The sequence below is a fragment of the Desulfurellaceae bacterium genome, assembly GCA_021296095.1.
Taxonomy (GTDB): domain Bacteria; phylum Desulfobacterota; class Binatia; order Bin18; family Bin18; genus JAAXHF01.
The window spans coordinates 25,612-36,197 of sequence record JAGWBB010000030.1 but is presented as its reverse complement, the minus strand read 5'-3'; the positions used below and the strand labels follow the sequence as shown (position 1 = coordinate 36,197).

Genomic DNA, 10,586 nt, shown 5'->3' with positions numbered 1-10,586 from the left:
CCTTGACGGGCTTCTCTCCCCGCGAATGCCATCATTACTTCCAGCATTGTGGCTACAGATAATGGTGAACCGCTCTAGTTGTCCCTTGAGCCGCTGGGCGTCGCCGTCCGTGGTGTCGAGCAGGGCGTCAAAAAAAGTCGGTGGTTCGTCCGTTCGTTGGGGACAGTAGACAGCCTCGGCGAGAGATTGAACCTGCCCCTGTTGCGGCTCCAGCTTACCGACCGCCAGCTGCAGCAGCGTTGTTTTGCCGCACCCGTTTGCACCAATAATGCCGCTCCAGCCCGGTGGAAAATGGAGCTGAAGATTGACGAATAAGGGGACGCTCGCCGTGTCGTACATGAAAGACACTTTTTGAAAAAGAACTGCTGCTTGACTCATAGCCTCGCCTCTCTACGCCTGTCTGCAAGAAGAATGAAGCCAGCACCCTTTTGGGATTGCGGCCGTGTTCGCAGGTCGGGAAAAAAGCCGTCTGGAGGGCTTTCGCTATGAACAGGCTCAAGGAAAGACCACCCCTGGGAAGGCTGGCGTGCAGGTGTCCTGGGGATGGGGAACGGGCGGAGGCTGGGAGGAGTTGTACTGACAGAGGCTGGGACGCGCGCCATTGCTCGGCGCGTCCCGATGAGAAAGAGCGTCTCTCAGCAGACTGTTCCGCGTACCAGGACTAGATAGCTATGATTCGGTGCATTCCGTTGTCCTCTGGGGGGTGGTGTGAAGACCGTCCCAGACTAGAGATACGTCGAGAGATGTCAAGTCCGCGCCATGAAAAGGCTAGGAGGTCATGGGACTCTGATCGTCCCGGAAGCGGTCCAGGGCGGCAAACAGCGCCTGTCGGAATTCTCTGGGTTTGAAGAAACTCAGCCCACGACTCACGCCCTGGTTCAGCAGATTGGCAAACTGCCCAATGGTATGAAAACGCTGATAGGCCTCAGCCGTACGGAACAGGGGTACGATAGTTTTATTGGTCAGCAGAGGGTCGGCGTCGGGCGGAAACCCGCCGTTTTGCACCGCCCGCTCATAGTCCGTGGTGCCCGGAATGGGCGAGAAAGACGCCAGCCGGGTTTGGACGCCCAGGCTGTTGGCGTACAGAATCGTCTCAATGACCTCGTCCAGGGGCTGTCCGGGCAGGCCCATGATGACGTAGGTCTCGAGCTGGAGCGTTGCTGACGGCGCAGCAGCTCGGGCTGCCACTTGTCCAGGCAGTCGATGACCTCGATCCGCACGCCGCGCTGGCGCAGAAAGGCCGCGATATACAGCAGGCCCAGGGGCTTGGTCCACAGGTCGTAGGCCGTGAAATCGTAGATCCAGGGATTGATACACAGAACGAAGGGTGTCCGCATGATGACCCGATTCTGCGCCATTCGGTAGCGCCGGGCAAGCCGCGGCTAGGCCGGGTAGGGCCGCAACACCTGTTCGAGCGGAGAGGTGTGGTCAAAGAAGGACAGGGTGCGCAGCAAGACCCGATCAACAACCGCGTCGGGACACGAGGCGCCGCAGGTCAGGGCGATATCGAGCGGACGTTTGGTCGGGAGCCAGCCGGTCGTATGGGTGATCCGGTGGGTGTCCAGAAGAAAGTGCCGGGTTGTGTCTGCGGACACGATATCGTCGGCGTTCTGGATGAAATAGGTCGGCATGGCAGCCTGGCACAGCTCGACGATATGGGAGGTGTTGGAGGAGTTGTAGCCGCCGACGACCAGGCCGAGGTCGGCGCCGCGCTCAATCAGCGCATAGGTCGCGTTCTGGTTCTCGTTGGTCGCATAACACAGGGTGTCCGAGGTGTCGGCAAAGGTCTCGGCCAGGCGATCCTGGCCGTAGCGGTCGGCCAGGGCCTGGCTCAAGACCCGGGCAATCTGCCGGGTTTCCGAGGCCAGCATGGTGGTCTGGTTCACCACCCCGATCCGGCTGAGATGGCGGTCCGGGTTGAAGCCCGGGGAGCATTTATGCCCGAAGTGATCGAAAAAGACGGTCCGGGTCGCCGGTCCGAATTTGCCCCGGATGATATCTCCCAACAAACGGGCTTCGGTCAGGTTGAGAACAACCACGGTCGGCGCATTCTGTACGCTGTGGGAGAAGGTCGCCCGGGTCTCCTCGTGGCTGGCTTTGCCGTGCACGACCACCGTGTAGTGTTTGGTACCGAGCTGGGCGCTGCGTTTCCACACCCGTTCGACGAACGGACAGGTGGTGTTGTAAGTGTAGGGGTCGAGCCCCCGGGCGGCCAGGTTGGCCTGGATTTCGAGCGTGGTGCCAAAAGCCGGAACGACCACGATATCGTCCGGGGTCAGCTCGTCCCAGTCAATCAGCTGACGGCCGGAAGAGGAGAACAGGAAGCGCACCCCGCGGTCCTGCAAGTCCTGGTTCACATCCGGGTTGTGGATCATTTCGCTCAGAAAAAAGATGCGCCGCCCGGGGTGGGCGGCCAGCGTCTGGTAGGCGATTTCCACCGCGTTCTCAACGCCGAAGCAGAACCCGAAGTGACGGGCCAGAATAAAACGCACCGGACCGAAGTCGAGCAGGCTGGGGCTCAGGTCTTGTTTGCGCGGGTCCTGTTGCTGGCGCGCCTGTTTGACCCGCGAGATGATCGGGCTGGTATAAAAATCCGGGATGTCAAACTGGCGGGCCATGGCGCTGAACGCTCGTCGTGTCGGTTTGCGACCGCACGGTGCTAGCAGATCCGGGTCCGGCCCGCAACGGGCCGGGCGGCGGGAGCTAGCCGTGTCTGGCGATCACCTCATCGGCAAACCGCTCCAGGGCCGCGTCGGCGCTGTCGTGGCGCAGGGCCCGGACGTTGATCAACAGACGGTCGACCCCCAGCTCCTGGTAGGCCGACAGGCTGTCGGCGCCCTGGCGGTAGTAGTCCCAGTAGGCGGTGATTTCGAGTTCGGCCCGATTGCGACCCTGACGGCGACACTCGTCGTCCAGCGCCCGCATATGCGTCCGGTACTCGTCCAGATCCTTGCCGATCACATACCAGCCGTTGCCGTACCGCACGGTGCGTCGGATGGCGGGCGCGCTCACCCCGCCGATGACCAGCGGCACGCCGCCGGCCTGGGCTGGAGCGGGTCGCATCTGAAAGCCCTGCCAGCGAACGAATTCGCCCTGAAAATCGACCTCTTGACCGCTCCAGACGGCCTTGAGGGCGGCCAGGTACTCGTCCGAGCGTTTGCCGCGCCGCGCAAACGGGACGCCAATGGCGGTAAACTCTTCTTGCAGCCAGCCGATGCCCAGGCCGAGCATCAGGCGGCCCTGGGACAGGTGATCGATCGACGAGGCCCACTTGGCCAGGTACAGGGGATTGGTCTGGGGCAGGATATTGACCCCGGTGCCGAGCCGCAGGCGGGTAGTGGCTGCGGCGATAAAGGTCAGGGCGACCAGCGGGTCGATGATTGCGGCATCGGGCTGAAACGGAACTTTGCCGCTGGGGTTGTAGGGATACACCGAGTCGTAGCGTTTGGGGATGATGACGTGCTCGGCCGTCCAGACCGACTCATAGCCGAGCCGCTCGGCCTTTTGGACAAATGGAATCACAACCAGCGGGTCAATGAACTCCCCCAGGTTGATGGGAACGATACCGAATTTCATAGCCGCTTCCTTTCTCCCCGGGTGCGTATGGCTGGTGTATGAGGGCGTCAAAGGCGTGTCGATTACCGGCAAAGACGTTCAGGTCAACCCGGCCGCTGATACCGGCCACCCTGCCCCTAGCACTGTACTGCCAAAAGGTCCAGCGGTTGTGGAAGACGCCGCGCGGTGCCATCAGCACCTCTCTGACCCATATCCGCTCGAGCGGCAGCCCCTGGAGATAGGCGTCGTGAAAATCGTACGTGGTGTAGATTACGGGTCGGGTCTGATACGCCTGTTCGAGACGGTCCAGAAACGCCTCCAGTTCGCGTCGGAACTGGTCCGGCGTGGGGCGTGCCTTTGAGTTGCCGCTGAACTCGAGATCGACCGCCGGGGGCAGGGCTGCGGCCTCGTGAGGAACGGTGGCCACAAAGTGGGCGGCCTGTTTTGCGCCGGGCGTGCGCAGGGTGAAGAAATGGTAGGCGCCGCGTCTGAGACCCAGCCGGCCCGTTTCGGTCCAGTTGCGGACAAACTGGCGGTCGATCCAGTCGCCCCCCTCGGTGGCTTTCATGTACACGAAGTCCACCCCGGTTGCGACGACCGTCGGCCAGTCGATGCGGCCCTGGTGATGGGAGACATCGAGCCCGCGGATGGGATAGGCGGCCCGGCTCGGCGTATTCGGGATCCACACCCCGGTCAGATAGAGCCACGCGCCGCCGCTCAGCAGCGTGCCGACCAAGGCCAAGCCGCCGACCCCTATCAACAGCACGCGCAGCGCAGGCCGGGCCAGGCCCGATCCGGTCGGGCTGTTGCGCTCAGCCCCTACGCGACGCCACTTGCCCATGACACCTGACGCTGGCCGACCGGGGACCGGCTGTGGTAAAGAGCAGCAATGCAAAGGAGGAGAAAACCATGGCGATTCTGATTACGGGCGGAACCGGATTTCTGGGCCGCCATCTAACCCGCCACTTGCTGCAGCACGGCGAGCGAGTGGTGATTTTCGACGCGGTGCCCAACCGGCGGGCGGTGGCCGATGTGGCCGATCAGATCAAGATCATCCAGGGCGACGTGATGGAACCGACGGCGCTCATGGATGCCATCCGATCCAACGATGTCGAGGGCATTGTCCATCTGGCCTATTATCTGGGAACCGGAGGAATGCGCAACCCGCTGCCGTCGATCAACGTCAACTGCATCGGCACGACCAACGTCTTTGAGGCGGCCCGCCTGAGCGGTCTCAAGCGGGTGGTGTACATGAGTTCGGTGGCCGTGTATCCGATGCGCACGACGCTGAGCGGCCCGGCCCTCGACGAAGACGCCCCACCCAATCCCGACGCCGATAATCCGGGTGGCCTGTACGGCGCGTGCAAGCTGTTCAATGAGCACACGGCCGAGTATTACGCCAGCGCCTACGGCCTGGAGCCGGTCGGGATTCGGCCAACCTCGGTGTTTGGTGAGGGGCGCGGCCAGCGCCGTGGCGCGGCCGGGGATCACTTCATGGTCCTGCCCGAGCTGGCCCTGCTCGGCCAGCCGGTCGTCATGCCGCCCGACGAACAGATTGCGGACTGGCTGTATGTGGCGGACGCCGCTGAGGTCTTCCGGCTGGCCTACCAGGTTCAGAACCCTCCTCACCGTGTCTTCAATATGAGCGGGCCGAGCCGCAAAACGGGCGAGATCACCGCCTATCTGCGCCAGATCCTGCCCGGCGCCGCTATCTCGGTCAGCGACAAACCGTTTGTGATGACTTCGCTGTTCAACACCAACCGGCTGCGCGACGAGTTGGGCTTTACGCCCCGCTATACGGTCGAGGAGGGGATTGTCGCCTATCTGAACGATGTCCGCCGGCGCGAGGGTCTGCCCCTGGAGCCGCGCTAGGCCGCGCGAGGGGAACGGCATGGACTTTGGGGTCAGTTTTCAAACCCATATTCAGCGCAGCTGGAAGCACGCGATGCTGGCCGAGCAGATGGGCTTCTCGCACGCCTGGTTTATCGACAGCCAGATGCTGGCGTCCGACGTGTACGCCTGCCTGGCCCTGGCGGCCGAGCATACCACGACGATCCGCCTGGGCACGGCGGTGGCCATTGCCGGGACGCGGATTGCGCCGGTCATCGCCCACTCGATCGCCAGCATCAACCAGCTGGCGCCCGGCCGCCTCATCCTGGGGCTGGGCACCGGTCACACCGCCTGGCGGGCGATGGGCATGCCGCCGGCCCGACTCGACGACTTCCGCCACACGATCGAGGTATGTCGGAGCCTGCTGGCCGGTCGCAGCGTTGACTATCACGAGCGCAGCCGGACCCGCACGGTGCGCTTTTTTGACCTGGAGCACGGCTATGTCAACGTCCGCGATCCAATCCCCATCTATGTGGCCGCCGCCGCGCCCCAGGCGCTGGCCGTGGCCGGCGAGCTGGGCGATGGTATCATCACCATCAGTGTCTTGTCTGCGGACACGCTGCGCGCCACCCTGGCCGGCGCGGCTCAGGGGCAGCGAGCAGTCGCCGCCGGCGCGGCCTGGCCGGTCGTTACCGTCGGCGTGTCGTGCGTCGTGCGACCCGGCGAGGCTCTGGACAGCCCGCGGGTCATCGCTCGGGTCGGGCCGCGCATCGCGGTCGGTCTGCACTTCGGTTACGAGGCGGTCAAACACGGTAAGTCCGCCCCGGCCTCTATGCAGGCTTTTCTGACCCCGGCCTACCGGGACTATCTGGACGAGCGCTGGCAGGAGATTCACGCTACCCACTCGCGCTTCCTGCATCCCGGCGAAGAGCAGTTCATTACCCCCGAGGTGGTCAGTACGATGAGCCTGACCGGAACGCGGGAGGAGATCATTGCCCGTATCAGGCAGCTTGAGGCGGCCGGGCTGAGCCAGATGGTCATCTCGCCCCCCTGGGGCTATGTCGAGGAGAGTATTGTTGAGTTTGCCCAGGAGATTATCGCCCATTATTAGGCGCGCCGCGAGGCGTCAGTTCAGGGCGGCCCTGTCTGAGAAAACACGAAGGAGAGCGGAGTATGGCAGACCACAACTATAGCCGACCGGAGATGCTGGTCGAGACCGACTGGCTGGCCGAGCATCTCCAAGACGTATGCATCGTCGACTGCGATAACCGTGAGGCCTACCGCCGGGCACATATTCCCGGGGCGGTGACGTTTCGTGGGCACCACTATCTCAAGGAAAAAGAGGGCGCGCCGCATATCATGGGACCCGAACAGTTTGCCGAGACCATGGGCGGGCTGGGGATCGGGGACGACACCCTGGTCATCGCCTATGACGGGTTCAGCGGGCTGTACGCTACCCGTCTGTGGTGGGCGCTCAACTATTATGGTCACACCCGAGCTGCGGTGCTGAACGGCGGTTGGGACGCCTGGCTGGCCGAGGAACGGCCGCTGACCAACGCGCCGGCCAGACGGGCTGCGGCCCGCTTCAGCCCCCAGGTGAATGAGGAGCTGATCGCTCGCTGGGAGTATATCCGGGACTCAATCGGTCAGACCGACCGGGTGCTGCTCGACGTGCGCTCTGACGGCGAGTGGAGCGGGCAGAACGCACGGGGCACAAAGCGGGGGGGACGTATCCCCGGTGCCGTACACCTGGAGTGGCTCAACTATGTTGACGACCAGACCAAGAAGTTCAAACCTGCGGCCGAGCTACGGGCCATGTTTGCCGAGGCTGGCATCACGCCCGAGTCACAAGTCGTCACCTATTGACAGGGGGGTATCCGTGCGGCGCACGGACTCTTCACCCTGCGGTTAATCGGTTTTGACGCGGTCCGCAACTATGACGCCTCGTGGGCCGAGTGGGGCAACCGGGAAGATTTGCCGCTCGAAAAGGACTAACGGGCGAGGAGGGGAATGGCCGCCAGGGCCAGCGCGCCGGCGACCAGAATGACCCCGATCCCCCAGGCTGGCGCCCGGTGTCGGTCGAGCGCCGCGCCACAGTAGACGCACGCGGACAGAAACGAACCGCCGGTCACATACACCCGGTTCCACTTGTGGCACGCCGGACAGCGGGGTTTGGGACGGCTTTGAAAAAGGGCAGCGAGTTGAGCCACGATACTATCCTCACCAGACGCCGGCCCAGTCTAGCATAGGCCGGTCGTGGCGTCGAGATCGGGCCGTCGCTGCCGCCCCCTCAGCGCCGCGTTTCCGCCCGGTGGCGCTGACCCAGACGGGGCGTCACCACGGCCATGAGCTGGGGGTGGAGGAGCCGGTTGCTGGCCACCAGCCCTTGCAGCAGGGTGGTGGCCTGGTTGAACACCACCGGCTTGTCGCCCAGCGTGGTGAGCAGACCGCCGGCCTCTTCGATCAGCACGGCACCCGCACACAGGTCCCACTCGTTCTTGGGCACCAGGGTAAAGGTCGCATCGGCCTCGCCCTTGGCCACGGTGGCCAGCTTGTGCGCCATCCCGCCTGCGGGCCGGGCGCGGAAAAGAGATTGAAACGGCCGCCATTCACCCCGTTTTGTCTCCGAGCGGCTGGACAGCACCGTGGCCTCGGCCAGGCGCTCGGTGGGGCTGACGCGCAGCCGCGTGTCGCTCGTGTCACCCGTTCGGCGCCAGGCGCCCTGGTCGCGCGCGGCCCACACCAACTCGTCCAGGGCCGGGTAGTAGATGACGCCCAGCAGCGGCTGGCCGTCCTCGATCAGGCCGATCGAGACGGCAAACTCGGGGACTTTGTCAATAAACTCCTTGGTCCCGTCGAGCGGATCAACAACCCACACGCGGCGTTTCGACAGCCGGTCCGGGGAGTCGATGGTTTCTTCCGACAGCCAGCCGTCGTGCGGAAAGGCGTGCTGGATGATCTGGTGGATGCGGTGGTTGGCCTGACGGTCGGCAACCGTGACCGGGCTGTCGTTACGTTTGTAGTCCACGCGGTATTTCGTTTCATACACCGCCCGAATGACCGTCCCGGCCGCCTGGGCGGCGGCCACGGCGGTGGTTTTTTCACGCTCCAGCTGATGTGTCATACGCCCTACATTCCCAGCACATAGGCAAACATGAGCGGAGCCACGATCGACGCGTCGGACTCGATGATATAACGCGGAGTTTCCACCCCGAGTTTGCCCCAGGTGATTTTTTCATTCGGCACCGCCCCCGAGTACGAGCCATAGCTGGTCGTGGAATCGCTGACCTGGCAGAAGTAGCTCCACAGCGGGGTCTGGGTGCGGCGCAGATCCTGGATGAGCAGCGGCACGACACAGATCGGAAAGTCGCCCGCAATGCCCCCGCCGATCTGATAGAAGCCAATCGGGCTGGTTTGGCTCACCTCCTCATACCACTCGGCCAGAAAGCGCATGTACTCGGTGCCGTTGCGGACCGTCTGGGTGCTGGCGAGCTTGCCCGTCATACAGTGGCTGGCGAATACGTTGCCGGTCGTCGAGTCTTCCCAGCCCGGCACGACGATGGGCAGATTTTTCTCCATGGCGGCCAGCAGCCACGAGTCCTTGGGGTCGATCTGGTAGGAGGCTTGCAGCGCGCCGGAGCGGAGAATCTGATAAAAATATTCGTGCGGAAAGTAACGCTCGCCCCGCCGTTCGGCCTCCAGCCACACTTCAAGGATGGCCACCTCTACCCGCCGCATGGCCTCATCCTCAGGGATGCAGGTGTCGGTGACCCGATTCATATGCCGCTCGATGAGGTCGGCTTCCTGAGCCGGAGTGAGGTCGCGGTAGTGGGGCACGCGTTCATAGTCATTGTGGGCGACCAGGTTAAACACATCTTCTTCGAGGTTGGCCCCGGTGCAGGATATGGCGTGGACGCAGTCCTGGCGGATCATCTCGGCCAGCGACAGACCGATTTCCGCCGTACTCATGGCGCCGGCCATGGCCACCAGCATCTTGCCGCCCCGGTCGAGGTGGCGCTTATAGGCGTCTGCGGCCTCGATCAGGCTGGCCGCATTAAAATGACGGAAGTGGTGTTTGAGAAAGTCGGTCACCGGCTGACTGCTCATACGCTCCTCGCTGCTCCAGACACGGGCGGGCCACCCGCAGGCTAGCATTCCGCTCCCGCACCGGCTAGCCCGAACCACCTCCGGCGCCGAGGTCTGGCCGCTCAAGGCACGTGCGCAGTAGCTCCACGGCGACCTCGGTTGACGGTTCGGCACACGCCTGGCGGAAGCGCCGTCCGTGTGGACTTGCCGCCAGGGCCGTCTGCACCAGCCGCCGCAAATCGACCCGGAGCTGGGCGCTGTACAGCAGCCGGAGCAGCGCCAGCCGAATGGCATAGGCGTCTATGACTTCTCCGGCCCGCAACTGGGGGGGCTGGTAGGCACGCGTTTCGTGCAGGTAGGCGGCCGTTTCGGCAGGAACGTGGGCGTCGATTGAGCGCCCGCTGGCCAGCGCGTGTCGAATGGCGGTGGCCGACAGGTCGTTGAGCGCGCTTGCCGCTGCGGACAGCCCAAAGAAACGGATGGCCGGACGAAAGGCCCGATTGTCCGGCTGGGCCAGCAGCCGGCGGAACGCGGCCTGGTCCAGCTCTCCCCGGTTGGCAACGATCAGACCGGCTAAGTCGAACAGTTCGCGCAGGGACGCATCCCTGTCCTGGTAGTAGCGGGGGTCGAGGATCTGAACCAGCTTGTCCATGCCGGTCAGGAAACACAGCTCGGTGTCCGGTCCCAACAGGCGGCGGAAGGCGCGGGCCTGTTCGACGTATAAGCCGCGGTTGACCAGCGCCACACCCATCGACGGTCGGCCTGCGGCGTAGAGTGACAGCAGGGCCAGGCGGTCCTCAAGACCCAGGCCGGTCACCTGTTCTTTATCGACGGTGCGGGTGGCCAGGCTCAGAAACACCTGGTCGAGTTGCCAGGTGTGACAGACCTGTTCGGCCAGCTGGCTGTGGGCCAGAGTCAGGGGATTGAACGAGCCGCACAGAATACCGATGCGGCGGTAGGCGCGGATCGGCCCGGACGCAAGCACCCGCACCTGGGGCGGTGCGCCAGGATCCAGGCTGGTGACGGCCTCGCGCAGGGAAAACAGACGGTCCAGGTCATACACCGCTCGGCTGACCTGGGACGCGCTGGAGGATGGCTGGCTCACGCTCACGGCT

12 protein-coding genes are annotated in these 10,586 nt (G+C 64.0%); 3 read left to right on the top strand and 9 right to left on the bottom strand.

What is annotated here, in order from left to right:
* The 5 genes from J4F42_09330 to J4F42_09310 form a co-directional block, all read right to left on the bottom strand.
* Positions 1–378, bottom strand: a 378-nt coding sequence (locus J4F42_09330) for an ATP-binding cassette domain-containing protein (GenBank protein ID MCE2485700.1), incomplete at its 3' end; no start/stop codon positions are given.
* A 390-nt stretch (positions 379–768) separates the two neighbouring features.
* Positions 769–1,188, bottom strand: a complete 420-nt coding sequence (locus J4F42_09325) for a hypothetical protein (GenBank protein ID MCE2485699.1) — start codon at positions 1,186–1,188, stop codon at positions 769–771.
* A 194-nt stretch (positions 1,189–1,382) separates the two neighbouring features.
* Complete coding sequence (locus tag J4F42_09320; GenBank protein MCE2485698.1) at positions 1,383–2,618, bottom strand: 4-hydroxy-3-methylbut-2-enyl diphosphate reductase; 1,236 nt, start codon at positions 2,616–2,618, stop codon at positions 1,383–1,385.
* 85 nt (positions 2,619–2,703) lie between these two features.
* On the bottom strand, positions 2,704–3,576 hold the full coding sequence (locus J4F42_09315) for an LLM class F420-dependent oxidoreductase (GenBank protein MCE2485697.1): 873 nt from the start codon (positions 3,574–3,576) through the stop codon (positions 2,704–2,706).
* Positions 3,533–4,396: a glycoside hydrolase family 25 protein gene (locus tag J4F42_09310; protein MCE2485696.1), complete on the bottom strand. Its 864-nt coding sequence runs from the start codon at positions 4,394–4,396 to the stop codon at positions 3,533–3,535. The genes J4F42_09315 and J4F42_09310 overlap by 44 nt, the downstream gene beginning before the upstream one ends.
* Positions 4,397–4,464: 68 nt before the next feature.
* Between J4F42_09310 and J4F42_09305 the strand changes: the two genes are divergently transcribed.
* The 3 genes from J4F42_09305 (at position 4,465) to J4F42_09295 (ending at position 7,251) form a co-directional block, all read left to right on the top strand.
* Positions 4,465–5,427 carry an NAD(P)-dependent oxidoreductase gene (locus J4F42_09305; protein MCE2485695.1) on the top strand — a complete coding sequence of 321 codons (963 nt, stop codon included), beginning with the start codon at positions 4,465–4,467 and terminating at the stop codon, positions 5,425–5,427.
* A gap of 19 nt (positions 5,428–5,446) precedes the next feature.
* Complete coding sequence (locus J4F42_09300; GenBank protein MCE2485694.1) at positions 5,447–6,496, top strand: LLM class flavin-dependent oxidoreductase; 1,050 nt, start codon at positions 5,447–5,449, stop codon at positions 6,494–6,496.
* A gap of 62 nt (positions 6,497–6,558) precedes the next feature.
* Positions 6,559–7,251, top strand: a complete 693-nt coding sequence (locus J4F42_09295) for a sulfurtransferase (GenBank protein MCE2485693.1) — start codon at positions 6,559–6,561, stop codon at positions 7,249–7,251.
* A gap of 125 nt (positions 7,252–7,376) precedes the next feature.
* Here the strand turns inward: J4F42_09295 and J4F42_09290 are convergent, their stop codons facing one another.
* From J4F42_09290 to J4F42_09275, 4 genes are all read right to left on the bottom strand, one after another.
* Entirely contained in the window at positions 7,377–7,595 is a 219-nt protein-coding gene (locus J4F42_09290; protein MCE2485692.1) for a hypothetical protein, read from the bottom strand.
* 80 nt (positions 7,596–7,675) lie between these two features.
* Positions 7,676–8,509, bottom strand: coding sequence for a 3'(2'),5'-bisphosphate nucleotidase CysQ (locus tag J4F42_09285; GenBank protein ID MCE2485691.1), 834 nt, complete (start codon positions 8,507–8,509; stop codon positions 7,676–7,678).
* Positions 8,510–8,514: 5 nt separating this feature from the next.
* Positions 8,515–9,492, bottom strand: coding sequence for a deoxyhypusine synthase family protein (locus tag J4F42_09280; protein MCE2485690.1), 978 nt, complete (start codon positions 9,490–9,492; stop codon positions 8,515–8,517).
* Between the two features lie 64 nt (positions 9,493–9,556).
* Positions 9,557–10,576 carry a nicotinate-nicotinamide nucleotide adenylyltransferase gene (locus tag J4F42_09275; GenBank protein ID MCE2485689.1) on the bottom strand — a complete coding sequence of 340 codons (1,020 nt, stop codon included), beginning with the start codon at positions 10,574–10,576 and terminating at the stop codon, positions 9,557–9,559.
* Positions 10,577–10,586: the final 10 nt, after the last annotated feature.

Excerpts from the sequence above, each read along its gene's own strand:
- J4F42_09320 (MCE2485698.1), bottom strand. The coding sequence starts at position 2,618 with ATGGCCCGCCAGTTTGACATCCCGGATTTTTATACCAGCCCGATCATC.
- J4F42_09315 (MCE2485697.1), bottom strand. The coding sequence starts at position 3,576 with ATGAAATTCGGTATCGTTCCCATCAACCTGGGGGAGTTCATTGACCCG.
- J4F42_09310 (MCE2485696.1), bottom strand. The coding sequence starts at position 4,396 with ATGGGCAAGTGGCGTCGCGTAGGGGCTGAGCGCAACAGCCCGACCGGA.
- J4F42_09305 (MCE2485695.1), top strand. The coding sequence starts at position 4,465 with ATGGCGATTCTGATTACGGGCGGAACCGGATTTCTGGGCCGCCATCTA.
- J4F42_09300 (MCE2485694.1), top strand. The coding sequence starts at position 5,447 with ATGGACTTTGGGGTCAGTTTTCAAACCCATATTCAGCGCAGCTGGAAG.
- J4F42_09295 (MCE2485693.1), top strand. The coding sequence starts at position 6,559 with ATGGCAGACCACAACTATAGCCGACCGGAGATGCTGGTCGAGACCGAC.
- J4F42_09285 (MCE2485691.1), bottom strand. The coding sequence starts at position 8,509 with ATGACACATCAGCTGGAGCGTGAAAAAACCACCGCCGTGGCCGCCGCC.
- J4F42_09280 (MCE2485690.1), bottom strand. The coding sequence starts at position 9,492 with ATGAGCAGTCAGCCGGTGACCGACTTTCTCAAACACCACTTCCGTCAT.